This window comes from Stenotrophomonas sp. 22692 (assembly GCF_052045015.1).
Classification (GTDB): Bacteria; Pseudomonadota; Gammaproteobacteria; order Xanthomonadales; family Xanthomonadaceae; genus Stenotrophomonas; species Stenotrophomonas geniculata.
This window is the reverse complement of record NZ_JBQEMR010000006.1, coordinates 16,995-41,492: the sequence shown is the minus strand read 5'-3', so window position 1 is coordinate 41,492 and position 24,498 is coordinate 16,995. Positions and strand designations below refer to the sequence as shown.

Below are 24,498 nucleotides of genomic sequence, written 5' to 3'. Positions count from 1 at the left end.
CGAGGGCGGCAAACGGCACCATCAAGCCGTTGCCGCCTAAGGAATGCACGCATGCACGAGCAGGGCCCGGTCGATTTCATCGAAGTCATCCACAACGCCGTCCCCAGCGAGGTCTGCGCGGCCATCGTTGAACGCCTGCGCGCCACGCGTGGCCTGCAGCCCGGTGCCGTGGGCAGTGGCGTGTTCCCGGAACTCAAGCACAGCAAGGATCTGCGTATCAGTGGCCTGGACGGCTGGCAGGATGTCGACCAGCAGCTGCAGATCGCGGTGTTCAACGGCCTGCTGACTTATCTACGCCGTTATCCACAGGCTTTGATCGCCCCGCTGATGTTGCAGATCCAGGACAGCAACGGCCAACCGCGACGCCTGTCTGCCGAGGACTTCCCTGACATGCCACCGCAGCAGCTGGCCGACCTGGCTCGCACCTGCCTGCGTCCGGGTGCGATCAACCTGCAGTGGTATGCGGCAGGCGAGGGCGGCTATCCGTACTGGCACTGCGAGCTGTACCCCAAGGATGCGCAGGCCGAGACCCTGCATCGGCACGTGTTGTGGACGCTGTACCTCAACGACGACTTTGACGAAGGCGAGACCGAGTTCCTGTTCCAGGGGCGGAAGATCGCACCTCGTACCGGCAGCCTGCTGATTGCGCCGACTGCGTTCACTCATACCCATCGTGGCAATCGCCCGCAGGGTGGGGACAAGTTCATCGCGACCAGCTGGATCCTGTTCCAGAGTGCGCAGAAGTTGTTCGGGGGGTGACGCCGAGCGGCTCGTCGGCCTCGGATGTAGAGTCGAGCCATGCTCGACGGATGGACTCAGAACAACGACCCCTGCGGCGAATCCTTCTTCGGCGGCAACGGCTTCAGGAACCGGCTGCAATCCAGCTTCGGCCAATGACTGTTCTGCGCGTTGAAGCCGAGGCGCTTGCGCGCCAGCTTGAAGCGGTTGTTCAACAGATCCGCATACACACCCTGGCCCCGCATGCGGGTTCCGAACTGGCTGTCGTAGTCCTTGCCGCCACGCAGCTGCTGGATGGTGCTCATCACATGCGCGGCACGATCGGGATGATGGGTGTCCAGCCAGTCGCGGAACAACGGCGCCACTTCAAGCGGCAAGCGCAGCAGCACGTAACCAGCGGTACTGGCGCCAGCGTCGTGCGCAGCCTCCAGCACGGCCTCCAGCTCGCTGTCGTTGATCCATGGGATCACCGGCGCCACCATCACACCGACCGGAATGCCCGCTTCATGCAGACGCTTCATCGCGCGCAGCCGTGCATGCGGCGCCGATGCGCGCGGTTCCAGCTTTGCGGAAAGATGCGGGTCCAGCGTGGTCACCGAGAAGTGCACGCTGACCAGGTTCTCCGCCGCCAGCGGTGCAAGCAGATCGATATCGCGCTCGACCAGTGCGTTCTTGGTGATCAGCGAAAAAGGATGCTTGGTCTCCAGCATCACTTCGATCAGCTGGCGGGTCAGCTTGAACTTGCGCTCGATCGGCTGGTACGCATCGGTATTGATGCCCAGTGCGATCGGCTGCGGCACGTAACCCGGCTTCGACAGCTCCTTGCGCAGCAGCTGGGGGGCATTGGTCTTGGCGAACAGCTTGGTCTCGAAGTCCAGGCCCGGCGACAGGTTCAGATAGGCATGCGAGGGGCGCGCGAAGCAGTAGGAGCAGCCATGCTCGCAGCCGCGGTAGGGATTTACCGACTGGCTGAAGCCGACGTCCGGCGAGGTGTTGCGGGTGATGATGCTACGCGCGGTCTCGGCACGCACCTCGGTGCGGAGGCGCGGGGCAAGGAACTCCTCGCTCTCGTCCACCGCCCAGCCGTCGTCCACCGCCTCGCTGACGGTGCTTTCAAAGCGCCCGGCAAGGTGGGACGTGGAACCTCGGCCCTTGATCGCAATACCCATTGTGGCAGCGTACATCGTGGCCGTCTCAATGGCTGCGACGGCCGCCTGAAGGGTTCAGGGCGGTGCTGAGCCGAGCATGGGCTCGGCTCTACAGTTGATGCAGAGACCTTGTAGAGCCGAGCCTACGCTCGGCTGCAATGCATCAGAGCAGCGCCAGGTAGCCGCGCACCGTAGCATCCAGCCCGTCATACAGCGCTTCGCCGATCAGCGCGTGGCCGATCGATACTTCCAGCACGTCCGGCACGTTCGCCAGGAAGTCACGCAGGTTGTCCTGCGACAGGTCGTGGCCGGCGTTGACGCCCAGCCCAACCGCCTGTGCGCGGCGTGCGGCGGTGGCAAACAGCGCCAGCATCGCCTCGGCATCACCGGCGGCGTGCGCTTCGGCGTAGGGGCCGGTGTACAGCTCGATGCGATCGGCGCCGACGTCGGCCGCCTGCTCCAGCAGCGGATTACCGGCGTCAACGAACAGGCTGACCCGGCAACCCATCGCCTTCAGTTCGGCCACCAGTGGTCGCAACCGCTCGCCGTCACGCTCGAAGTCGAAACCGTGATCGGACGTGATCTGCCCATCGCCATCCGGCACCAGCGTGGCCTGCGCCGGGCGGGTCTGTTCGCACAGCGGCAGCAGCCCGGGGTAGCCCTCGCGCGGCGGCGCGAACGGGTTGCCTTCGATGTTGAATTCGACGCCACGCGCGCGGGTCAGCGTCGACAGCGCCAGCACGTCCTCGGCGGTGATGTGTCGGCGGTCCGGCCGCGGGTGCACGGTGATGCCATGCGCACCGGCGTCCAGGCAGGCCTGGGCGGCACGCACCACGTCCGGTTCGGCACCGCCGCGCGAATTGCGCAGGACGGCGATCTTGTTGACGTTGACGCTGAGCTGGGTCATGGAACGGAACTACTGGGAAAGAGGGGACGGATCGTGGTCGTTGTGGTCGTCACCAGGGCGGGCCTGGGCCCGCTCGCGCAGGCGGCGCAGTTCCTCGGCATCGACCAGGGTGGCAGGGTCGCGCTGCAGATCGCCGAAGCGGGCCACGTAGCCGCCTCGCACCCAGGCCAGCAGGAAGGCGAGGGCGGCCAGCAGGCACAGAGTCATCAGCCCGGCGCTGGGGGTCTTCAGCGCGAAGGCGAAACAGCCCAGCGCCAGCAGCAGGTACAACCAGTACATAGTGGGGCTCCCCGGGTGATCGCCGCAGTGTAGCGCTGCGTCAGAGCAGCGGCGAGGCCAGCCGGGCGAAGGCCTCGGGCAGGCGGTGCAGCCACAACGAGCGGCCGGCCTGGTCGCGCACCCGCGTGGAACGGTCGAACTCACCCTGCAGCAGTTCGGCCAGGGCAGCCACCCGGTCACGGTCACTGATCATCATCGACAGCTCGAAGTTCAGCCGGAAGCTGCGGTGATCGAAGTTGGCACTGCCAACGATGCAGACATCGTCGTCGGCGATGAAGGCCTTGGTATGCAGCATGCGCGGGCCGTACTCGTAGATCTTCACCCCGGCATGCAGCAGCTCGTCGAAGTAGGAGCGGGCGGCCTGGGTGACGAACCAGGAATCGCTCATCTTCGGTACCAGCAGGCGCACGTCCAGGCCGCCCAGCGCGGCCGAGGTCAACGCCATCCGCGCCGCTTCGCCCGGCACGAAGTAGGGCGTGACCAGCCAGACACGCTCATGCGCTTCCTGGATCGCCGCCACGTGCAGGCGATGGATCGTTTCCCAGCCCGAGTCCGGACCGGAGACCAGCACCTGGGAGTTGATCGCACCATCGCCGCGCAGCGGCATGTCGGCCGGCCACAGACGGGCGATGTCCATGCGCGAGGGATCCTGCCCACTTGCGTAGAGCCAGTCCTCGGCAAACACCAGCTGCAGGCTGCGCACCACGTGGCCGCGGATGCGCATGTGCAGGTCGCGGTAGGCATCCGCCCTGCGGCTTTCATCCTCGTCGTCGGTGATGTTGATGCCACCGGTGAAGGCGAGGCGCCCATCGACGATCACCAGCTTGCGGTGGGTACGCAGGTTCAACCACGGGCGCTTGAACGGCTTCAGCAGCTGCCGTGGGTGGAACCAGATCGCTTCGCCACCGGCGTCGAGCAGCGGCTGCAGGAAGCGGCTGGGCAGGGCGGAAGAGCCTACGGCATCGAGCAGCAGGCGCACCTGCACGCCGGCCTGTGCACGTTCCACCAGCGCGTCACGCAGGGCGGTTCCGGCATGGTCCGGGTTGAAGATGTAGTACTCCAGATGCACGTGGTCGCGTGCCTGTGCGACGGCCTCAAGCAGCGCGGCGTAGGTCGCCGCGCCGTCCACCAGCCAGGTCACTTCGGTGGCGCTGCTCGGCGCAAGCCCGGTCGTGGCCTGGGCGATCTTGGCCAGCTCGGTGCAGTCGGCGTCGGGTGGGCAGACGTCGCTGTAGTGCTCCATGCCCGACCGCGCGCGGCCACGGCGCAAACGCTGCCGCTTCACCTTCTGCGGGCCCAGCAGGTAGTAGATGAAGAGGCCCAGGTACGGCAGCAGCGCCAGCGACAGGATCCAGCTCAGCGTCGCCACCGGCTCGCGCTTCTGCAGCATGATCCAGCCGGTCAGCGCGAGCAGGTACAGCAGATAGGCCACCGCCAGGATGGTACCGAGGTGGGCAATGCCGTCCAGCCAGTGGCGCAGGGAGTCGAAGAGGGCGAGCATCCGCCGATCATAGCGGCGCATGCCACCCGATGGGATCCAACCTCGACCCGTGTGCCAGGATGAGAACAAAAAAAGACGCCCCTGTTTCCAGGGGCGTCTGCAGTCGCGTCATGACTGTTGTGTTGCGGTGTAGCGATTACTGCTGCACAAAACCGATCTTCTTCATCTGAGCGTTCTTCGCAGCGGCCAGAACCTTGGCCATCACGTCGTACTCGGAATCCGGGCTGGCGTCGATGCGCAGTTCCGGCTGGTTGGTCGGGTCACGCTGGACCTCCTGCTCCATCCGCTGCTGCAGCTCGCTGGTATTGATCGGGCTGTTGTTCCACGAGACCTGGTTGCTGGCGTCGATCTTCAGTTCGATCGGCGGCGGCGGTTCGACCAGCTGCGGCGGTGGGTTGAGCACGCGCTGCGGCAGGTCCACGGCGATCGGGTACGTCATGATCGGCGCGGTCACGATGAAGATGATCAGCAGAACCAGCATCACGTCCACGAGGGGCGTGACGTTGATGTCTGCCATGGGGCCCTTGCCACCACCACTACTGAATGCCATGGCTTATTGCCCCTTTTCTTTGGTCGCGACGAAGCCGACGTCAAGCATGCCCTGCTCCTGCGCGACCTTGGTCAGGTCGTTGATGACACGCATCTTGGTGGTGCGGTCACCACGCAGGTTCAGCGGCGGCTGCGGGGTCTGCTGGGCGGCGGTCGCCAAGCGCGACTCGAGAGTCTGCTTGTTGATTTCTTCGTCGTTCCAGTAGATCGAGCCGTCTTCCTTGACTGCCAGGGTGATCGGTCCGGAACGCTTTTCAGCGTCTTCCGGCTTCTGGATCAGGTTGGCTTCCGGCAGATCCACCTTGACCTTGTGGGACATCAGGGGCGCCGTGATGATGAAGATGATCAGCAGCACCAGCATCACGTCCACGAGGGGCGTAACGTTGATGTCGGCCATGGGGCCGCCGCTGTTACCACTACTGAAAGCCATAACGGGCTCCGTCTAGATCTTGGTGACTACTTACGTTCGTCGCTGGGTGACGCGCGCCGCAATTAGCGGACGCGCGAGCCGGTGGCGAAGAAGTCGTGCAGGTCGTGCGCGAAGGTATCGAACTTGCTGATGGTCGCGCTGTTGATCTTGCTGAAGAAGTTGAAGGCGAACACGGCCGGGATCGCGACGAACAGACCGATCGCGGTCATGATCAGCGCTTCACCCACCGGGCCGGCAACGGCGTCGATCGAAGCGGAGCCGGTGGCACCGATCTTGATCAGCGCGCCGTAGATGCCCCACACGGTACCCAGCAGACCGACGAACGGAGCGGTTGCGCCGACGGTGGCCAGCAGGGTCATGCCCGACTGCAGCTTGTTGCTTTCGCGGGTCACGGCCTGACGCAGGGCGCGGTCGACGAACTCCGAACGGCTCAGGTTCTCACCCACGCCGCCGGTGGCGCCGCCTTCAGCGCGCTGGTGGTGGGCAGCCGCCTGGGCAGCGTCCAGGGCGATCTTCGAGAACGGCTCGGAAGCCGGCTGTTCTTCCATCGCACGGATGGCGTCCTGCGCGTTCGGGGTGTCCCAGAACAGGCTGACGACGCGATCGGCGGCGCTCTTCAGGCGGGTAGCACGGAAGATGTTGATGACGGTCCAGTACCAGGACATGGCCGACATGACGACCAGGGTCAGCAGCACGACCCAGGAAACCGCGAAATCACCCGGCTTGGTGGTCATTTCGTGGATCAGGTGCTCGAAGCCCATCTGCGACAGGGCGTTGGACGGATTGCCCCCGGCAGCAGCGGCGATGAAAATTTCCTGCAGCATGACGCTTACCTTTGTTGTGTGTGGTGATAAAGGGTGTAGCTAAGCTAAACAATCGAACCGGGAGCGGGGGTGGCCGGCGGCCACCCGGGCGCATCAGTTCAGCGCAAAGTTGACCGGAACGCGAACGCGACCTGCCGTCTTCTTACCGCCTGCTTCAGCGGCGTTGAAGCGCCACTTGCGAGCCGCTTCCATCGCAGCACGGTCCAGGTCGCGGTTACGGCTGGACTTTTCCACCGTGACATTGGTGACGTTGCCGCTGGCATCGACATCAATGATCAGGATCACTTCGCCCTGGATACCCGCGCGGAAGGCTGCCGGCGGGTAGCGCGGCGGATTCATGGCCTTCGACGAGATGTCCACGCTGGCCTCGATCGAGGTCGGCGGTGCCGGCGGCGCCGGAGGCGACGGCGGGGTGACGATGTCGTTCGGGCGCGGTTCCGGCACGTCCACGACCGGCGCCTGCGGCGGCGGCGGGACCGGCGACGGCTTCGGCGGCGACAGATTCTTCACCGGCGGCGGCGGAGTATCGGTCGGCGGCGGCGGCGGCGGCGGCGGGGGCGGCGGCGGCGGGGCGTCGACGATCGTCACCATGACGTTGCGCTCCTTCTCAGCCACGGCCTTGGGAGCCACGGCGGGGATCAGGAGCATCATGAACGCGGCCAGATGCAGGGCAATTACAAACGCGATGCCGACGATGCGAGGCCAGCTCAGCCCCTTGTCATCGGGTTGTTCGTACCGGTGAACGACTAGTTGTTCCGTCATGCGCCAAGAGCTCAATAGTGGGGCCGGGATGCCGGGGGCGGAATCCCTGATCAGCGGTGCATGACACCGCAGGAACCTCCAAGCTTATACCAATCCTGAGCGCCTGCGCATCAACTGTGCAGGCATTCAGGCGTTATTCCTACTTACTTCAGGTTGATGATTTTTTTGGCATCAGCCTGGTTCTTCACACCCTTCGCCAGCGCCTGCTGGGCGGCCTGCTTGGCCTCCGGGATGCGACCTTCGGCATGCAGGACGCGTGCCAGGTTCAGGTAGGTCTCACCGTCCTTGGACAGCGGGGCAGCCTTCTGCCACGCATCGATCGCCTGCGGCACCTGGTCGGAGTAGTAGTAGGACTGGGCCAGCGCCAGGTAGACCTGGTAATCCGGCTTCAGGATGCCCTTCTGCAACCCTTCGTTGATGACCGCGATGACGTCCTTTTCCTTGTGTTCGGTGTTGGCATAGATCGAGTACAGCTGCTTGTACTCGCGCTCTTCGGTGAGCTGGCCGCTGCTGCGCAGCTTGTCCATCACCGCGGCAGCCTTTTCCATCTGGTCGGCCTGCATGTACATGCTGGCCAGGTTCAGCTGGGCCTTCTTGTCGTTCGGGTTCTTGGCGGCCAGCGCCTCGGCTTCCTTCACCGCTTCGCCGGACTGGCCGGCTTCGGCGAGGGCCGCCATCAGCAGCTGGTTCCAGTTGTCCTTCGGTTCGGTGGCACCGGCGATGGCCTGCTTGAGCACCGGGATCGCTTCCTGGTAGCGCTCCAGCTGGTACAGCGCCTGGCCCTTGGCGATCAGTTCTTCCGGCTTGGTCGACTTGCTCTCGGCGAAGTACTTGTCCAGGGTCGCCAGGCCTTCGGCGGTCTGGTCTTCCTGCAGCTGCAGCTGGCCCAGCATCAGCATCGACTGGAAGTGGCCGTTGTTGTCCAGGCCGTTGAACTGCAGGACCTGCTTCAGGTAGGCAACGGCAGCCGGCGTGTCGTCGGTCTGGTAGGCGGCCTGCGAGGCCAGCTGCGCGGCCAGCGACTTGTCGTACTCGTTCGCGGCGCTGTCAGCGAGGATCGCGTCGGCCTGCGTGCGCGTCTCCGGGAACTTTTCCTTGTTGTAGCTGTCGATCATCTTCTGCAGCTTGCTGCCCAGCTTGGCCGATGCCTTGACGGTCGGCTCCTCGCGGGTCGCGTTCGGGTACAGCGCTTCGGCCTTGGCCTGCTTGCCGCCGCGGTTGCCACGCTCGGAGGAACGCGAGGACTGCGCGAAGGCATCGGTGACCACGGCGCCGGTCAGGGCGGTCGCGACGAGGACGGAAAGCACAGCTTTGTGGTTACGGAAAATCATCGTTCACCTCGATCGAACCGCCGGTTAGCGGCAAAGTCGGACTGTCAGAAAAATCTGAGCCGCCAAACGTATCAGAAACAGATGGCGTGAGAAATCGTTTTATGTGCTGCAATACAGCATAGAAATGCGCACTCATCCGCACTTTGGCCGCAGCCCGGCCGCCTGCGCCTGCTGATAGACCGGCGTCAGAGCCGGTGCATCGCGTCGCAGTTCCTGGATCCGGTTGGCTGGGTCGGGGTGGGTGGACAGCCATTGTGGGCTGCGACCGCCACTGGCAGCCATCATGTTCTGCCACAGGTCGACCGCCTGCGCCGGGTTGAAGCCGGCCTGGGCCATCAGTCGCTGGCCGATCACGTCGGCCTCGCTTTCCTGGGTGCGTGAACCGGGCAGCAGGAAGGCGGTCTGCGCGCCCATGCCACCAAGCTGGTTGACGGTGCTGGCAGCGCCTTCGCCGTAGGCCGCGCCGGCCAGCGCACCGAGCACGGCCAGCCCGGTCTGCGCGCCCATCTGCCGGGTGATGCGCTCCTCGTGGTGGCGGGCGATGACGTGGCCGATTTCATGGCCGATTACGGCAGCCAGCTGATCCTGGTTCTTGGCGACGGTGAAGATGCCAGTGTTCACGCCGACCTTGCCGCCGGGCAGGGCGAAGGCGTTGGGCTCCTTGTCGACGAACACCGCCGTCTCCCACCGTACGCCACGGTATTGAGGCGGCAACTGCGCGACCAGGGCATTGACCACGCACTGCACATAACCGTTCTGGCGGCCGTCGGTGCTGATCTTTTCCTTCTGCTTGGTTTCGGCGAACGCCTGAGCGCCGAGCTGATCCAGCTGCGCCTGCGACACCCCGCCCACCATCTGCCGGCGGCCGGTAGGGGAGGTTGTGGTCGCGCAGGCGCTGACCAGGGTGGTGATGACAAGGGCCAGCAGCAGTTGTTTCATGGATCCACCCCCGTGTTCATATGCGCAGTGTGTAGCGTAGCGGCTTAATCTTTCGTCAAGCGGACACGGCGTTACGTTGCCCCGAAGAACACAAGTGCGGCAAGCGCCACACCGTTGTTCAGCGCGTGCGCGGCGATCGCGGCCCAGAGCGTACCGGTGCGCTGGTACAACCAGCAGAACGCAGCCCCCATGCCGCCATAGACCAGCCACAGCTGCGCGATCTCGGCCGGGCCGTTGGCGCTGGTGCCAGGGATTTCATGGATGAGGGCAAAAGCAAGGCTGCTCAGTACCACGCCCAGCCACGGACGCCCGGCTTTCCACAGGCGGCCAAACAGCACGCGGCGGAACAGCAGCTCCTCGTAGGCCGGTGCCAGTACCACCGCGAACAGCACCAGGAACAAGGGGAAGCGCGCGATCGCGCTCTGCATCAGCGCCAGGTTGGTGGGAACCGGCTCGATACCGAACTGCTTGGCCAGGAAGGCGATGCCATTGCTGCCGAGCACGATCAGGGTCGCCACCAGCAGGGTCCAGCCCCAGGTGGAGGGACGGCGCAGCGCCTGGCGCGACGCGTGGCGCTCGGCCGTGTTGGCCGGACGTCGCCAGAAGTACAGCAGCAGCGCGGCGCCGCCGGTGGCAAACAGCGCCATGAGAATCTGCGCAAGCGCGCCGGGCTGGCCCAGTGACGCCGCTACCGAACTGGCCTCGGGTGCGCCAGCGCCGGCCTGTGCGTTCGCGTAACCGACCACCACGCCACGGTACAGGCCCCACAGCAGGCCGCTGATCAGGCTCAGGCCGAACAGGGTGACGGCGGCGATGCCCAGGTCGATGAAGAACCCCGCCAACGGCGAAACGGCACGCGGCGCGGCAGAAGCCGGCGGAACCGGGGGCGGAGCGGAAACCGGGGCGGATGCGGACATCAGGTACCTGTGTTCAAGAGTCGAAGGCCGGCGCGCCTCCCCGCGCACCGGCCGTGTCCCGATTGTGTCAGATATCCAGGTTTGCGACCTTCAGCGCGTTGTTTTCGATGAAGTCGCGACGCGGTTCGACGACATCGCCCATCAGCGTGCTGAATATCTGGTCAGCAGCGACAGCGTCTTCGATGCGCACCTGCAGCAGTCGACGGGTTTCCGGATTCACCGTGGTGTCCCACAGCTGCTCCGGATTCATTTCACCCAGGCCCTTGAATCGCTGGATCTGGCGGCCGCGCTTGGCCTCCTCGAGCAGCCAGTTCTGTGCCTTGGCAAAGCTGTCGACTTCGATCGACTTGGCACCGCGGGAAATGGTCGCGCCTTCGCGGACCAGACCGTGCAGCAGCTTCGATGCCTGGTGGATTGCGCGCAGTTCGCCGCTTTCGAAGGCCGACATCGGCAGCACCTGGATGTGCTGTTCACCCATGTGGCGACGGGTCACCAGCACGGCGGCCGGGCGCTCGTCGTTGGCTTCCTGCAGTTCCAGCGTGAAGCGCGGGCTGCCCAGGCTACCCTGGTTGAGGCGCTTGGCCAGTGCGTCCAGTCCTTCACCTTCGCCGGCAGCGCGCAGGCTTTCCAGGTCCATCGGTACGAAGTCGACCAGCGCTTCAAGCAGGTTGCGGTCGTAGCGATGTGCGTTGCGCTCGATCGAATCCAGCGCGGCCGCGTAGGCCAGCAGCAGCTTCTCCAGCGCAAGGCCTTCGATGCCGGGCTCGCCGGTGGCCGGCACCAGTGCAGCGTTTTCCACTGCGCTGCTGGCCAGGTAGCTGTCCAGCGCCGGGTCGTCCTTCAGGTACAGCTCCTGCTTGCCCTGCTTGATCTTGTACAGCGGCGGCAGGCCGATGTAGACGTAACCGCGCTCGATCAGCTCCGGCATCTGACGGTAGAAGAACGTCAGCAGCAGGGTGCGGATGTGGGCGCCGTCGACGTCGGCGTCGGTCATGATGATGATCTTGTGGTACCGCAGCTTGTCCGGGTTGTACTCGTCACGGCCGATGCCGGTGCCCAGCGCGGTGATCAGCGTACCGACCTGGTCGGAGGACAGCATGCGGTCGAAGCGCGCGCGTTCCACGTTGAGGATCTTGCCGCGCAGCGGCAGCACCGCCTGGTTCTTGCGGTTGCGGCCCTGCTTGGCCGAGCCACCTGCCGAGTCACCCTCGACGATGAACAGTTCGGACAGTGCCGGATCCTTTTCCTGGCAGTCGGCCAGCTTGCCCGGCAGGCCAGCGATATCCAGCGCACCCTTGCGGCGGGTCAGGTCGCGGGCCTTGCGCGCAGCTTCACGTGCACGGGCGGCATCGACGATCTTGCCGGCGATCGCCTTGGCTTCGTTCGGGTTTTCCTGCAGGAACTCTTCCAGGCGCGCACCGAAGGCATTTTCCACCGCCGGACGCACGTCGGAGCTGACCAGCTTTTCCTTGGTCTGGCTGGAGAAGCTCGGGTCCGGCACCTTCACCGACAGCACCGCGATCATGCCTTCGCGCATGTCGTCGCCGGTCAGGTTGATCTTGGCCTGCTTGGCGATGCCGTTCTGCTCGATGTAGTTGTTGAGCACCCGGGTCAACGCACCGCGGAAACCGGCCAGGTGGGTACCGCCGTCCTTCTGCGGAATGTTGTTGGTGAAGCAGTACATCGTCTCCTGATAGGAGTCGGTCCACTGCAGCGCCACGTCCACCACGATGCCGTTGTGCTCGCCGGTGACCGAGATGACGTTCGGGTGCAGCGGAGTCTTCAGCTGGGCCAGATGCTCCACGAAGCTGCGGATGCCGCCCTCGTAGTGGAAATCATCGCGACGGCCATCACCACGCTCGTCGGCAAGGACGATCTTGACGCCGGAGTTCAGGAACGACAGCTCGCGCAGGCGGCGGGCCAGGATGTCGTAGTGGAACTCCACGTTGTCGTGGAAGGCGACGGTGGACGGCCAGAAACGCACGGTGGTGCCACGCTTGGTGGTGGCTTCCAGCTTGGCCAGCGCGGTCACGGCTGCGCCGTTGCTGAATTCCTGCTGGTAGTGGGAACCGTTCTGGAACACGTCCACCAGCAGCTTCTGCGACAACGCGTTGACCACGCTGACGCCGACGCCGTGCAGGCCGCCCGAAACCTTGTAGCTGTTGTCGTCGAACTTGCCGCCCGCGTGCAGGACGGTCATGACCACTTCGGCCGCAGACACTTCGCGGCCGAGCTTGGCGCTCATCTGCTCGTGCTTGCCGGTCGGAATGCCGCGGCCGTTGTCGGACACCGAGACCGAGCCGTCGGCGTGGATCGTCACTGCAACATGGTCGGCGTGGCCGGCCAGCGCTTCGTCGATCGAGTTGTCGACGACCTCGAACACCATGTGGTGCAGACCGGTACCGTCATGCACGTCGCCGATGTACATGCCTGGACGCTTGCGGACAGCCTCCAGGCCTTCCAGGGCGGTAATGCTGTTGGCGTCGTAATTGCCGTTGTTTGCCGGGGTGTTCTGTTCGTCGCTCATTGCGCTTGCCGTAGGCTCCGCAGGTCGGCCACCGCTTGGGGCGATGCGCCGAGAATGAAAGGATTCCAACCCGAATTATACCAGCCGGGGTCGAGCGGCCCTGGTGTGCCCACTATGGCACAGCCACGATCTGTGCATGTTCCACGTGGAACCGGGCGATGTGGGTCAGTTCCTGCAGCGCCGCCGGGGTTTCGGTGGCGGTGATGAAGATCTGTGCCGGGCCATTGAGCAGGCGCTCCAATACCCGCGCCTGGTGGGTGCGATCCAGTTCCGAAGCCAGATCATCCAGCGCGATCACCGGCCATTCGCCGCGCTGTTCCGCATAGTCCTCGGCCTGTGCCAGCAGGCACGCCAATGCCGTCAGCTTGGCCTGGCCGCGGGACAGTGCATCACGCCCCGGAATGCTGTGGAAATCCACACTCCAGTCCGCCCGGTGCGGGCCGACCGAGGTATACCCGGCCTGCCGGTCACGTTCCCGGGCCAGAAGCAAGGCATCGGCCAAGGGGAGCTCATGCCGCCGCCATCCAGGACTCAGGTCCAGTCCGTGGATGCCCAGTTGCGGCGCCAGGCTGGCGGCCAAAGCCACAGTGCGCTGCTGCAGACGCTCCAGGTAGTGCTGGCGGCGGCTGGTCAGCGGTTCTCCGGCCTCGGCCAGCTCGTGATCCCAGGTATCGAGCATCCGCGACGGCCCGCCCTGCTTGAGCAGGGCGTTGCGCTGCTTCAGCGCCCGGGAGTAGCGGCGCCACAAGGACAGAAAATCCGGTTCCACGTGGAACAAGCCCCAATCGAGGAAGCGGCGGCGGGGTTCGCCACCACCACTGACCAGTGCATGGCTCCCGGGCTCGAACGTCACCACGGCCAGTGCTGCGCAGAGATTACCCAGCTGCGCGACATCTTCGCCGTCCAATCGCCCCTTCCAATCCTGGCCACTGTGGCGCAGCCCGGCTTTTCGGCGGTGCGGCGGGTGATTGGCACGCTGTTCGTCCCATTCCACGAAGATTTCCAGCGCTTCCTGGCCCTGACGCACCAGACCGTCGCGCACTCGACCACGGAAGCTGCGCCCATAGGCCATCAGGTGCAGGGCTTCGAGCACGCTGGTCTTGCCGGCACCGTTGTCGCCGGTCAGCAGGTTCAATCCCGGCTGGGGCGACAGGTCCACCGCACTGAAGCGACGCAGTTGATGCAAGGCGAGGCGGCGGATCTGCATGGGGCGCGAAAGACCATCCGCACGAGGCGGTAGAGGGGCAGGGAATCCATCAGCTTACTGCATCGGTCAAGCCGGGCGCGGGGCAGGCCGGTCGAGCCGAAGGTGCAGCTTCTGCACCCATCGATGGACGCGTTCCACGTGGAATGCGGGTGACGCGCCCGTTCCGGGCAGGAACTGCCCGAAATTTCTTCAAATCTGCGCGGGGTTCCAGAGTCCAGGCCCTCAGATTTCGCCGATTTCATGAGCACTGCAGGGCCATCGCGGGACACCTCGCGGGTGGTTCCGACGGATGATCCCGCCGATTCCTTCAAATCTGCGATCCGATGCCTTGGAGGGTTCCACAGATTTCAAGAAATCCAGGACGCTAGTTCCACACTGTCCACAGGAGGCATGTATGACTTATACACAAGGTATGGGCAATCTGTGGATAAAAAAGCCCTTTTGCTCAGCGCTGAAAACTATCCACAGGTTCCCCCCCAGGCCGAGGGCCCTCTATACAGGGGGTTTCAGGCTCATAAATCCCTTTAAAAACAAACAGATAATACATTTCTCCACGAAATCTGGCTCTACCATCACCACCATGCTTTAGATTTATACCCAGATTTAGAAGCTAGGATTGCCCAAGTGTGCCCCCGAGCCGGCCAGTGGACAGTGCCGTTTGCAGAAGCGAAGGACCTCCTCCCGGGGAAGATGATCTGCTGCTTCCACCATTGAAGATCAGGACAACGAAGTGGGACATGCGAAGCGCTCGCTGCCAGAACCCAGATCGCATGGAGCCCGACGAGCACTGCAAGACGAATTCCCAACGTCCTGGATTCCGAGTTGCTTCGAGCAAGCGAGATCGAGTTGGTTTGGGGCCGAGCAGGGCACGTCCAGGATTTCTACGATCCGTTTCGACAATGCTCCACGTGGAACATAAAAAAACGCCCGGGAGGTCCCGGGCGCTCTGGGTTCCACGTGAAACAGCGTTTCCGTCAGAGACGCAGCGGCATCACCACGTGGCGCGACTTCTCGCTGCTGGATTCACGCACCAGCGCCGAGGAGTTGGAGTCGCGCAGCTGGATGATCACTTCCTCGTCGCGCAGGGCGGAGAGGGCATCCAACAGGTAGTTCACGTTGAAGCCGATGGCCAGATCGCTGACCGTGGTGTCGGCCTCGATCTCTTCCTGGGCTTCTTCCTGTTCCGGGTTGTGCGCGCTGATCTTCAGGTTGCCCGGCGAGACTTCCACGCGAATGCCGCGGTACTTCTCGTTGGACAGGATCGCGGCGCGCTGCAGCGAGGCACGCAGTGCTTCACGATCAACCTTCACTTCGCGGTCGGCACCGATCGGGATCACCGCTTCGTAGTCCGGGAAACGGCCATCGATCAGCTTCGAAGTGAAGGTGACATCGTCGCGCTTGACGCGGACGTGGCTGCGGCCGACTTCCAGCTCGATCTCGCGATCGCCGCTTTCCAGCAGGCGCTGCAGCTCTGTCACGCCCTTGCGCGGCACGATGATCTGGCGCTTCGAACCGCTGGGCTTGGCCAGGTCGGTTTCGCAAAGGGCCAGACGGTGGCCGTCGGTGGCAACGGTGCGCAGTGCATCGCCACGCAGGTCGAACAGCAGACCGTTGAGGTAGTAGCGCACGTCCTGCTGGGCCATCGCGAACGCGGTGCGCTCGATCAGCTCCTTCAGGGTCGCTTCGCCGATGGCCACGCGCTCGGTGGCTTCCACTTCGTCCACCGACGGGAAGTCATTGGACGGCAGGGTGGCCAGGGTGAAGCGGCTGCGACCGGCCTGCACGGTGATCTTGTCACCGGTCTGCGAGACGGTAATCCGGCTGCCGTCGGGCAGGGCGCGGATGATCTCGAACAGCTTGCGGGCGGGAATGGTGGTTTCGCCGTCCTGGGCGTCTTCAACCGCGATCCGCGACACCATCTCCACTTCCAGGTCGGTACCGGTCAGCGACAGCTGGCCGTTCTGCACCTGGACCAGGAAATTGGCCAGAACCGGAAGGGTCTGGCGGCGTTCGACCACGTTGACGACCTGTGCCAACGGCTTGAGAAAGGCTTCGCGCTGCAGTGTGAAACGCATGTGGTTCCGTGCCCCTATGCTTTAAAAAATGTGGAATAAATCAAAAGCTTGGTGGTGCTGGTAGAGACAGAATCGCTGGAAAACAACGCTAAGTCTTTGTAAATAAAAGAATTTCAGACCTCGAAACCCTCTGTATTACCGACCCCCAGGGGGTGGGGAAAGCTGTGGATAAATTCGGAGCGATTTCAAACGCCATTTTTATCCACAACGTGTCCCGCGCTTGCTACCGGATTCTGCACCGTTTTTTGCGATGACGCCTCATCGGCATCCGTGCATCATTCGCTCAGCTTCCGGATCAGCTTGTCCCAGTCCTCGCGGAGCTTGCCGTCGGTCTCCATCAGGGTCCGGATCTGGCGGCAGGCATGCAGCACCGTGGTGTGATCGCGACCGGCAAAGGCATCGCCGATCTCGGGCAGGCTGTGCTCGGTCAGTTCCTTGGTCAGGGCCATGGCGACCTGGCGCGGACGTGCCAGTGAGCGGGTCCGACGCTTGGACAGCAGATCCTTGATCTGCAGCCCGTAGTAGTCGGCCACGGTTTTCTGGATGTTGGGAATGCTGATCGCCTGCTGCTGGGCGCGCAGCAGGTCGCGCAGGGTTTCCTGGGCGAATTCGGTGGTGATCGCGCGGCCGGTGAAATTGGCGCGGGCGGTCAGGGTATTCAGCGCACCCTCGAGGTCGCGCACGTTGGAGCGCATCTTCTTGGCGATAAGGAACGCAACATCATCGGGAATCTCGGCACCGCGTTCGCGTGCCTTGGCCAGCACGATCGCGGCGCGGGTCTCGAAGTCCGGCGGTTCGATCGCGACCGACAGGCCCCAGGCAAGCCGCGACTTCAGGCGCGCTTCCAGGCCCTCGACTTCGCGCGGATAGCGGTCACAGGTCAGGATGATCTGCTGCTTGCCATCGAACAACGCGTTGAAGGTGTGGAAGAACTCTTCCTGGGTGCGGTCCTTGCCGGCGAAGAACTGGATGTCATCGATCAGCAGCGCGTCGACCTGCTGGAACTGGCGCTTGAACTGATCCATGGTCTTTTCCTGCAGGGCCCGGATCATCGCGCTGAAGAACTGTTCAGAACGCAGGTACAGCACCTTCGCGCCCGGATTGGCCTGGCGCATGGCGTTGCCGGCAGCGAACATCAGGTGGGTCTTGCCCAGGCCGGTGCCTCCGTACAGCAGCAGCGGATTGTGCGCGCGGTCGCCCGGCTTCTGCGCTGCCTGGAAGGCGGCGGCCAGGCCCAGCTGGTTGCTGCGGCCTTCCACGAAGTTGGCGAACGTGTAGTGATTGTCCAGGTTGCCGGCGAAGGGCACCTGCGGTTCGCTGGACACATGCGCCGATGACGCGGAAACCGGCGCGTTCTGCGCCTCCACAGGGCGCGGGCGCGAGCCGATTTCAAGAAAAACGTCGCTGAAGCCGGCGAAATGCGCCAGCAGTTCGCGGATCCGGGCCAGATACAGCTCGCGGACCTGGTCGACGATGAAGGCATTCGGTGCATACAGCACCAGGCTGTCCACGCGCAGATCGGCCTGCAGCGGCTTCAACCAGGTATGAACGTCTTCCGGCGGGAACTCCGCTTCGAGGCGCTCGAGACTACGGGACCAAGCATCCATCAGCAATAATCGTCCGGTGGCCGGGGCATGGACGCGACAAGGCGCCCAAACACAGGCCGGAAAGGGGGGAAATGGATGGCTCAGACTACCACCGAGCGCCCGCCTTCGGAATGCTTGTCCCCTACTTATTCACAAAAACATCCACAGCTATTGCACAGCCCAGTGAATTCGCGTAGCTGCCAGGGGTTGACTTGGGGCGGGGTACCTCTCTAGAATTTCCGGTTCTTTCCGTCCCATTCATACGAGAGGCCCCCAATGGCCACGAAGCGCACCTACCAGCCCAGCAACCTCAAGCGTAAGCGCGACCACGGCTTCCGTGCCCGTATGAAGACCGCTGACGGCCGCAAGATCCTGTCGCGTCGCCGCGCCAAGGGCCGCAAAGTCCTGAGCGCCTGATTGCCATGCCGCACATCGCGGCAGACGCAATCCCTTCGACAGTGAATACTGCAGACCCGCGCAAGCGATTCCCTCGCTCTGCGCGGGTTCGCACGCGTGCCGAATACTCAACGGTCTTCAACGGCGCCCGCCGTGTGTCCGATCCGCTGATGACCCTGCACTGGCTGCCGGCTGACCGGCCGGCCAGGCTGGGTCTGGCGGTTTCCCGCAAGGTTGATCCGAACGCCGTCGGGCGTAACCGGATCAAGCGCGTCCTGCGGGACATCCTGCGTCAGACACGTACCGACATCCAGCCAGGCGACTTTGTCGTCGTGGCTCGTAGTGCTGCGCGTTCCGCCAGCAACGACGAGATCCGCCAGGCCTTCCTGCGCCTGCTGCGTCGCCTGCGTGCATTGCCCACGCCGGGCGTGGACGGCACAATGCCGCCGCCTGATGGCATCGCAACTCCTTCTTTGACCGAGCCGGCATCGCGTCCCGGCCCCGCCGAGCCTGTCCGCTGATGAACCAGACCCGCGTATTCCTCATTTTTGCCTGGCTGATGGTGGCCGTGCTGCTGTGGATGGAGTGGAGCCGTGAAAAGGCTGCTCCGACCCCGGCACCGACGACCACGTCGGCCCCGGCCGCTGCACAGAGCGTTCCGGGCGCAACCCCGGGCGCCATCCCCAGCGCCCAGGTTCCGGGTGCGCCCGGCCAGGCCGCCGTGCAGGCGCAGGCCAGCGCCACCCCCGCCAGCCAGCGCGTGACCGTCACCACCGACGTCCTGCGCCTGGTGCTCGATGGCGGCCGCGTGCTCGACGCCGAGCTGCTGCAGTTCCCGCAGACCAAGGACGAAGGCAGCCCGCCGGTCCGCCTGCTGACCGAAGACCCCGCGCATCCGTACAGCGCGATCAGTGGCTGGGCCAGCGAAGACAAGAACACCCCGGTCCCCGGCGCTGACGGCTTCAAGCTGGTGGGTGACACCAAGGACTTCGTGCTGGCCAAGGGCCAGAACGAGCTGCAGATCCCGTTTGTGTGGACCGCCGACAACGGCGTGACCATCAAGCGCACCCTGACCGTCTCGCGCAACGAGTACGCCGTGCGCTTCAAGGACGAAGTCAGCAACACTGGTGCCGCTCCCTGGAACGGCTACGTCTACCGCACCCTGGACCGCACCCCGACCATCCTGTCGCGGAGCATGACCAACCCGGATTCCTTCAGCTTCAACGGTGCCACCTGGTACGACAACGACAAGAAGTACCAGCGTCGTGCGTTCAAGGACTACCTGGAAGACGGCACGCTGAACCAGAACATCACCGGCGGCTGGCTGGCGATGCTGCAGCACCACTTCTTCACTGCCTGGATCCCGCAGAAGGACCAGACCGCACACTACGTGCTGTCGCAGGTGGCCGGTCGTGACCTGATCGAAGCGCGTGGCCCGGCCTTCACCGTGGCACCGGGCCAGTCCACGAGCACCGAAGCCCGCCTGTGGGTCGGCCCGAAGCTGGTCAACCTGATCGCCAAGGAAGATGTGCCGGGCCTGGACCGCGTGGTCGACTACAGCCGCTTCTCGATGATGGCGGTGATCGGCCAGGGCCTGTTCTGGGTGTTGAACCAGGTGCACAAGCTGGTTGGCAACTGGGGCTGGGCGATCGTCGGCCTGGTGGTGCTGCTGAAGCTGGTGCTGTACCCGCTGTCGGCGACCCAGTACAAGAGCGGTGCGAAGATGCGTCGCTTCCAGCCGCGCATCGCGCAGCTGAAGGAACGCTATGGCGATGATCGCCAGAAGTTCCAGACCGCGATGATGGAGCTGTACAAGAAGGAAAAGATCAATCCGATGGGCGGCTGCCTGCCGATCCTCATCCAGATGCCGATCTTCTTCGCCCTGTACTGGGTGCTGGTGGAATCGGTCGAACTGCGCCAGGCGCCCTGGTTCGGCTGGATCCAGGACCTGACCGCACGCGACCCGTACTTCATCCTGCCGGTGATCAACGTGGCGGTGATGTGGTTCACCCAGAAGCTGACCCCGGCACCGGGCATGGACCCGATGCAGCAGAAGATGATGCAGTTCATGCCGCTGGTGTTCGGCGTCATGATGGCCTTCATGCCGTCCGGCCTGGTCCTGTACTGGGTGGTCAACGGCGGCCTGGGCCTGCTGCAGCAGTGGTGGATGACCAAGCGCCATGGCGGCGAGCCGGTCCCGGCCACCACCGCTCCGGCCCCGGTCAAAAAGAAGTAATCGGTAGAGCCGGCCGCTGGCCGGCTGACCCCAGCAGAAGCCCGCCGCAAGGCGGGCTTTTCGCATCCGGCGTTAGAATCGCCGGCACACCGATCCTGCATCCATCGAGTCCGCCATGCCGCGTGCGTCGTCGTTCCGCCTGTTCCTGCCCTCGCTGTTGTTGACCCTGGTCGTTGCCGGTTGTGGTGACAAGGATGCGAAGGCGCCGGCGACCACCGTCACCCAGCCCAGCGCGCAGGCCGCGGCCGTCGCCGATCCGGCCGCGGCGCCGTTGCTGGCCGCGCTGCAGAAGCAGCTCGATGGCTATCGCCGGATCGTCGTGCTGCTGGCCGATGAGGAACAGCAGTCCGCGGCCGATCGCAGCACCTCCACCCGCATCGGCCAGCAGCTGTTCCACGACGGCCTGGAACAGCGCAGCGCCATTGCCGCGCAGTTCGACACGCTGCTGCGTGGTAGCAGCCCGCAGCGCTTCGCCACCCTCGGCACCGTGCTGGACTACATCGAATCGGCGCCGGAGCTGTTCGACGCCGACCGCTTGGCCTTCCGAGAAGTGCTGCGCGATCTGCATGAGCGCGTCGGCGCCGATTCGTCGCTGCCGGCAGTGAAGCTGCACCAGCGCATCGGCGAAGACCTGGAGGCGCTGGACGAGATCGAGCGCAACTACAACCAGGAACTGACCCGCATCTTCAGCCGCTTCGAGCGCACCCGTGCCATCGAACTGAAGCGCGAGAAGTGGGACGACTACATCGCGCACCTGCACAAGGACTACAGCCGCGAAGCGATCCTGCGCGACTACGGCGTGATCGAGCCGTACCCGATGTCGATGAAGGACAGCGAACGCGAGATCTTCGGCCGCGACCTGCCGCCGAAGACGGTGGTGCTGACCTTCGACGATGGCCCGCACAAGGCCTATACCGATGAAGTGGTGGCCATCCTCAAGCGCTACGACGTACCGGCCGTGTTCTTCGAGGTCGGCCGCAACCTCGGCAAGGTCGAGACCGACGGCAAGGTCAGCCTCGGGCCGATGGCGAAGATCAGCCGCAACCTGATGGAAGAGGGCTACGCCGTCGGCAACCACAGCCTGACCCATGCGCAGCTGTCGCGTACCACCGGCGATGCGCTGCGCCAGCAGGTGCTGGACACCGACACGCTGCTGAAGGATGTCGACAGCAAGCGCGCGCCGCTGTTCCGCTTCCCCTATGGCGCGCGTAATGCCGAAGGCCTGCAGCTGCTCAAGGAAGCCGGGTTGAAGTCGATCATGTGGAACATCGATTCGATGGACTGGGCCGACCCGGTGCCGGAATCGATCGTGCAGCGCGTGCTCGACCAGGTGAACAAGGAACAGCGCGGCATCATCCTGTTCCATGACATCCACGACCGTGCGGTGAAGGCGTTGCCGCAGATCCTCGACCGGCTGATCGCTGATGGCTACCAGTTCGCCGGGTGGAATGGCCGCGACTTCACCGTCGCCCGCGCGCGCAAGGGTGACACCAGCCCCGCCACCGTCACCACCGGCTACGAGAAGTCGTGGGCGATCGTGGTCGGCATCGACAACTACGCCAAGTGGCCAAAGCTGGAATACGCCAGCCACGATGCGCAGGCGGTGGCCGATACCCTGACCGGGCAGTTCGGCTTCCCGTCTTCGCAGGTGATCGTGCTGAAGAACGAGCAGGCCACGCGCAACAACATCCTGGCCGCCTTCCACGACCGCCTGGCCGATGACCGCACCGGAAAGAACGACCGCGTGTTCGTGTTCTTTGCCGGCCACGGCGCCACCCGCCAACTCGCCTCCGGGCGTGACCTGGGCTACATCATTCCGGTGGATTCGGACCCGAAGGAGTTCGCCACCGACGCCATCGCAATGACCGACATCCAGAACATTGCCGAGAGCATGCAGGCCAAGCACGTGATGTTCGTGATGGATGCCTGCTACAGCGGCCTGGGCCTGACCCGTGGTGGCCCTTCTTCGTCGTCGTTCCTGCGCGAGAACGCACGTCGCAGCGCACGGCAGATGCTGACCGCCGGCGGCGCCGACCAGCAGGTGGCCGATGCCGGCCCGAACGGTCACTCGGTGTTCACCTGGGTGCTGCTGCAGGCGCTGGCTGGCAAGGGCGATCTCAACGGCGATGGCCTGATCACCGGTACCGAACTGGCCGCCTACGTGGCGCCGGCCGTCTCGGCCGTTTCGCACCAGACCCCGGCCTTCGGCAGCCTGCCGGGTTCGCAGGGCGGCGAGTTCGTGTTCCAGGTGCCCGACAGCCAGGAATTCCTCAACGCCGATACGCGCCAGCTGACCGCCGATGCAATCGCACTGAACAACAAGGTTGAAGCCGCCAGCGAAGCCAAGGGCAGCCAGGCGCTGGTGACGGTGGCCGACCTGCAGGGCGGCAAGGCCAAGCTGGTGGTGCCCACCGCCGGCCCGGCCTCCGACCGCCAGCGCGCGCAGCAGGCCAATGACCGCGGCCTGCAGCTGTACCGCGAGAAGCAGTACGACGAAGCGGTAGCCCAGTTCACCGAGGCACTGAAGCTGCGTCCGGACTTCGCCCAGGCCGCCAACAACCTCGGCTTCGTCTACTACCGCCAGCAGCGCTATGCCGAAGCGGCGCGCTGGCTGGAGAACACACTGAAGATCGACCCCTCGCGTGCGGTGGCCTATCTCAACCTGGGCGATGCCTACTTCAACGCAGGCGACAAGGCGAAGGCGAAGCAGGCCTACACCACCTACCTGGCGCTGCAGCCGCAGGGCAGTGGTGCCGCGCAGGCACGGGCGCAGCTGGAGAAACTCTGAGCCATGAATGATGCAATCCGCACCGATACCATCGTGGCCATCGCCAGTGCCCCCGGCGCGGGCGGTGTCGGCCTGCTGCGCCTGTCCGGTCCGCGCGCAGCGGCCATCGCCAACGCGTTGGGTGCGCCTGCACTGCGCCCGCGCCATGCGCACTACGCACGCCTGCGCGACGCCGATGGCGAGGTCATCGACGATGGCATCGTGCTGTGGTTCCCGGCACCGAACAGCTTCACCGGCGAAGAGGTGGTGGAACTGCAGGGCCACGGCAGTCCGGTCCTGCTGCAGCAACTGGTCGCGCGCTGCATCGCGCTCGGTGCGCGCCAGGCGCGGCCGGGCGAGTTCAGCGAACGCGCGTTCCTCAACGGCAAGCTCGACCTGGCCCAGGCCGAAGCCATCGCCGACCTGATCGCGGCCGGCGACAACCGCGCGGCGCGCGCGGCACGTCGCTCGCTGGACGGCGTGTTCTCGCGCCGCATCGACGCCGTGGTCGAGCAGCTGGTGCTGCTGCGCATCCATGTGGAAGCGGCCATCGACTTCGCCGACGAACCGCTGGATACCCTCGGCGGCGCGCAGGTGCGGCGTGGCCTGGAACAGGCGCGCAGCGACCTGGCCCTGCTGCGCCGCGACGCCGAACGTGGCCGCCGCCTGCGCGATGGCCTGCATGCCGTGCTGATCGGTCCGCCGAATGCCGGCAAGAGCTCACTGCTGAACGCACTGGCCGGCAGCGAACGCGCCATCGTTACCGACATCGCCGGCACCACCCGCGACACCCTGCGCGAGACCATCCGCCTGGATGGCCTGGAACTGACCCTGGTCGACACCGCCGGCCTGCGCGACGGCGGTGACGCCATCGAACGCGAAGGCATGCGCCGCGCCCATGTGGAGATCGAGCGCACCGACCTGGCCCTGATCGTGCTGGATGCGCGCGATCCGGCGGCGGGTGAAGCCGCGCTGGGCGAGGCCGTGGCAGCGGTGCCGCACAAGGTCTACATCCACAACAAATCGGATCTGCTCGATGTGCTGCCGGCGCTGGACGATCCGGACCGCGTGTTCGTCTCCGCTGCGACCGGTGCCGGCCTGGAGGATCTGCACGCGCGCCTGCGTTCGATCGCATCGGCCGGGGCAGGGGAGCAGGTGGATGGCGAGTTCTCGGCGCGCACGCGGCATGTGGATGCAATCGAGCGTGCGCAGGAACACGCGCAGCGCGCCGATGGCGAGCTGGCGCATGAGCACCTGGAACTGGCTGCTGAGGAACTACGGCTGGCGCATGACGCGCTGGGCGAGATCACCGGGCAGATGAGTGCCGATGACCTGCTGGGAAGGATCTTCTCCAGTTTCTGCATCGGCAAGTAACTGTA

21 protein-coding genes are annotated in these 24,498 nt (G+C 64.8%); 6 read left to right on the top strand and 15 right to left on the bottom strand.

Translation table 11 applies throughout. The annotated features are described in order from the left end of the window. Positions 1–51 precede the first annotated feature (51 nt). Positions 52–759, top strand: coding sequence for a 2OG-Fe(II) oxygenase (locus tag ACTJJM_RS07825; protein WP_019337497.1), 708 nt, complete (start codon positions 52–54; stop codon positions 757–759). 56 nt (positions 760–815) lie between these two features. On the opposite strand, the gene ACTJJM_RS07820 is transcribed toward ACTJJM_RS07825, so the two are convergent. The 15 genes from ACTJJM_RS07820 to dnaA form a co-directional block, all read right to left on the bottom strand. Continuing rightward, positions 816–1,907 carry a PA0069 family radical SAM protein gene (locus ACTJJM_RS07820; protein ID WP_043397720.1) on the bottom strand — a complete coding sequence of 364 codons (1,092 nt, stop codon included), beginning with the start codon at positions 1,905–1,907 and terminating at the stop codon, positions 816–818. Between the two features lie 142 nt (positions 1,908–2,049). Beyond that, on the bottom strand, positions 2,050–2,793 hold the full coding sequence (locus tag ACTJJM_RS07815; protein WP_043397717.1) for a pyridoxine 5'-phosphate synthase: 744 nt from the start codon (positions 2,791–2,793) through the stop codon (positions 2,050–2,052). A gap of 9 nt (positions 2,794–2,802) precedes the next feature. Beyond that, positions 2,803–3,072 carry a hypothetical protein gene (locus ACTJJM_RS07810; RefSeq protein ID WP_440865387.1) on the bottom strand — a complete coding sequence of 90 codons (270 nt, stop codon included), beginning with the start codon at positions 3,070–3,072 and terminating at the stop codon, positions 2,803–2,805. A gap of 40 nt (positions 3,073–3,112) precedes the next feature. After that, positions 3,113–4,573, bottom strand: a complete 1,461-nt coding sequence (gene cls, locus ACTJJM_RS07805) for a cardiolipin synthase (RefSeq protein WP_241874158.1) — start codon at positions 4,571–4,573, stop codon at positions 3,113–3,115. Between the two features lie 136 nt (positions 4,574–4,709). Continuing rightward, positions 4,710–5,123 (bottom strand): ExbD/TolR family protein, encoded by a 414-nt coding sequence (locus ACTJJM_RS07800; RefSeq protein ID WP_005411740.1) that lies wholly within the window; start codon positions 5,121–5,123, stop codon positions 4,710–4,712. 3 nt (positions 5,124–5,126) lie between these two features. Beyond that, positions 5,127–5,552 (bottom strand): ExbD/TolR family protein, encoded by a 426-nt coding sequence (locus ACTJJM_RS07795; RefSeq protein ID WP_005411739.1) that lies wholly within the window; start codon positions 5,550–5,552, stop codon positions 5,127–5,129. A 62-nt stretch (positions 5,553–5,614) separates the two neighbouring features. After that, a complete protein-coding gene (gene exbB, locus ACTJJM_RS07790; RefSeq protein WP_004132614.1) occupies positions 5,615–6,376 on the bottom strand; it encodes a TonB-system energizer ExbB in 762 nt (253 codons plus the stop codon). Between the two features lie 93 nt (positions 6,377–6,469). Next, the gene (locus ACTJJM_RS07785) at positions 6,470–7,138 is read right to left on the bottom strand and encodes an energy transducer TonB (RefSeq protein WP_010487418.1); all 669 of its coding nucleotides are present in this window, start codon (positions 7,136–7,138) and stop codon (positions 6,470–6,472) included. A gap of 143 nt (positions 7,139–7,281) precedes the next feature. Continuing rightward, positions 7,282–8,469, bottom strand: coding sequence for a tetratricopeptide repeat protein (locus tag ACTJJM_RS07780; protein WP_010487420.1), 1,188 nt, complete (start codon positions 8,467–8,469; stop codon positions 7,282–7,284). 132 nt (positions 8,470–8,601) lie between these two features. Continuing rightward, on the bottom strand, positions 8,602–9,408 hold the full coding sequence (locus ACTJJM_RS07775; protein ID WP_010487422.1) for a M48 family metallopeptidase: 807 nt from the start codon (positions 9,406–9,408) through the stop codon (positions 8,602–8,604). Between the two features lie 71 nt (positions 9,409–9,479). Then, positions 9,480–10,325, bottom strand: coding sequence for a CPBP family intramembrane glutamic endopeptidase (locus ACTJJM_RS07770; RefSeq protein ID WP_010487423.1), 846 nt, complete (start codon positions 10,323–10,325; stop codon positions 9,480–9,482). A gap of 67 nt (positions 10,326–10,392) precedes the next feature. After that, positions 10,393–12,852 (bottom strand): DNA topoisomerase (ATP-hydrolyzing) subunit B, encoded by a 2,460-nt coding sequence (gene gyrB, locus ACTJJM_RS07765; RefSeq protein ID WP_440865386.1) that lies wholly within the window; start codon positions 12,850–12,852, stop codon positions 10,393–10,395. 112 nt (positions 12,853–12,964) lie between these two features. Beyond that, the gene (gene recF / locus ACTJJM_RS07760; RefSeq protein ID WP_043397711.1) at positions 12,965–14,059 is read right to left on the bottom strand and encodes a DNA replication/repair protein RecF; all 1,095 of its coding nucleotides are present in this window, start codon (positions 14,057–14,059) and stop codon (positions 12,965–12,967) included. 974 nt (positions 14,060–15,033) lie between these two features. Continuing rightward, on the bottom strand, positions 15,034–16,134 hold the full coding sequence (dnaN, locus tag ACTJJM_RS07755; protein WP_005411731.1) for a DNA polymerase III subunit beta: 1,101 nt from the start codon (positions 16,132–16,134) through the stop codon (positions 15,034–15,036). A gap of 275 nt (positions 16,135–16,409) precedes the next feature. Beyond that, the gene (dnaA, locus tag ACTJJM_RS07750; protein WP_049453872.1) at positions 16,410–17,741 is read right to left on the bottom strand and encodes a chromosomal replication initiator protein DnaA; all 1,332 of its coding nucleotides are present in this window, start codon (positions 17,739–17,741) and stop codon (positions 16,410–16,412) included. Positions 17,742–17,996: 255 nt separating this feature from the next. Between dnaA and rpmH the strand changes: the two genes are divergently transcribed. The 5 genes from rpmH (at position 17,997) to mnmE (ending at position 24,493) form a co-directional block, all read left to right on the top strand. Further along, positions 17,997–18,137, top strand: coding sequence for a 50S ribosomal protein L34 (gene rpmH, locus ACTJJM_RS07745; protein WP_005411729.1), 141 nt, complete (start codon positions 17,997–17,999; stop codon positions 18,135–18,137). A gap of 5 nt (positions 18,138–18,142) precedes the next feature. Continuing rightward, complete coding sequence (rnpA, locus tag ACTJJM_RS07740) at positions 18,143–18,637, top strand: ribonuclease P protein component (protein WP_021203275.1); 495 nt, start codon at positions 18,143–18,145, stop codon at positions 18,635–18,637. Continuing rightward, positions 18,637–20,352 carry a membrane protein insertase YidC gene (gene yidC / locus ACTJJM_RS07735; protein ID WP_043397705.1) on the top strand — a complete coding sequence of 572 codons (1,716 nt, stop codon included), beginning with the start codon at positions 18,637–18,639 and terminating at the stop codon, positions 20,350–20,352. The genes rnpA and yidC overlap by 1 nt, the downstream gene beginning before the upstream one ends. A gap of 115 nt (positions 20,353–20,467) precedes the next feature. Beyond that, the gene (locus ACTJJM_RS07730) at positions 20,468–23,140 is read left to right on the top strand and encodes a polysaccharide deacetylase family protein (protein WP_440865385.1); all 2,673 of its coding nucleotides are present in this window, start codon (positions 20,468–20,470) and stop codon (positions 23,138–23,140) included. Positions 23,141–23,143: 3 nt separating this feature from the next. Next, complete coding sequence (gene mnmE / locus ACTJJM_RS07725) at positions 23,144–24,493, top strand: tRNA uridine-5-carboxymethylaminomethyl(34) synthesis GTPase MnmE (protein ID WP_100447237.1); 1,350 nt, start codon at positions 23,144–23,146, stop codon at positions 24,491–24,493. Positions 24,494–24,498: the final 5 nt, after the last annotated feature.